Below are 892 nucleotides of genomic sequence, written 5' to 3'. Positions count from 1 at the left end.
GTTGTCTTCGAGCTCTTTCTCAAGCTTGCGTCGCAATCGCTCGGCGTCTTTGTGTCGCGAGGCATATTGCCCAAGCACCAGGTCATCGAGTTCTTGGAAGCTGCCGCTCTCACGAAAACCGGCAAAGGTGACTTTCAGATCCGACGACAGTTGTTCGTCGGGGCTCACCGTCGCCAGGATTGAGATTTCATCGTTTGTTGTCAGGGCGCCGGTCGTGAGGTTCGCTGACCCGATCAGACACCGAACCTGGCCTTCGCTTCGTCCGACATAGGACTTCGGGTGAAAGGTTGCGGTCTTGCCGCTTGCAAGAAACATTTCAAAGCGCCCGAACCGCTTCTTTATCGCGAGCAAATGCGCGAGTGCCTTTGGCTCGGTGATGTAGAAATCAGTACCGAGGAAAGCTTCAATTTTAGCGCCCTGCTTCAGGCGTGCCTCTAGGAGCGGCCCGACGATCCGTGCGCCACCGTCTTTTAGGAAGGCGACGGCGATGCTGATCTGCTCAGCGCCCTCCAAAACATGGGCGACAGCGGCTCGATGATCATCGGACGCCTTGTTCTGGATGAGTCGCATGCCGGTACACCCCCCTCAATGGCGAAATCCGCCGTCCCGAAAATAGCGGCTACCGTCCGATTTACCGCCATCTAATAGATATCCGTGTGCGTCAATTGCAACGGCATTCGAGATGTCCGCCGACTATTGTAACGAAACCTCGAATAGACTGCCGGCAGGTCACGAGCCAGGTAAACAGACGACGGCTCTCGGAACGGATGGAGCACCTTATACGACCGATATTGGGCGCATGGTTGCTCGGCAGTATGCGGGCCGGTACCGGACTGTCGGGTTCCGTTCGTCTGTGTCAGATAGCTGCCGTTAAACGCCGGGTATCTTGAAC

1 protein-coding gene is annotated in these 892 nt (G+C 56.4%); it reads right to left on the bottom strand.

Features of this window, described 5'->3' with window-relative positions; genetic code table 11:
• On the bottom strand, nucleotides 1–570 hold a 570-nt coding region (locus EN749_RS36490), incomplete at its 3' end, for a phospholipase D-like domain-containing protein (RefSeq protein WP_210214767.1).
• Nucleotides 571–892: the final 322 nt, after the last annotated feature.

The sequence above is a fragment of the Mesorhizobium sp. M7A.F.Ca.ET.027.02.1.1 genome, assembly GCF_004022985.1.
Classification (GTDB): domain Bacteria; phylum Pseudomonadota; class Alphaproteobacteria; order Rhizobiales; family Rhizobiaceae; genus Mesorhizobium.
Note: the sequence above shows the minus strand (reverse complement) of the source record. Positions and strands in the feature narration are given on the sequence as shown.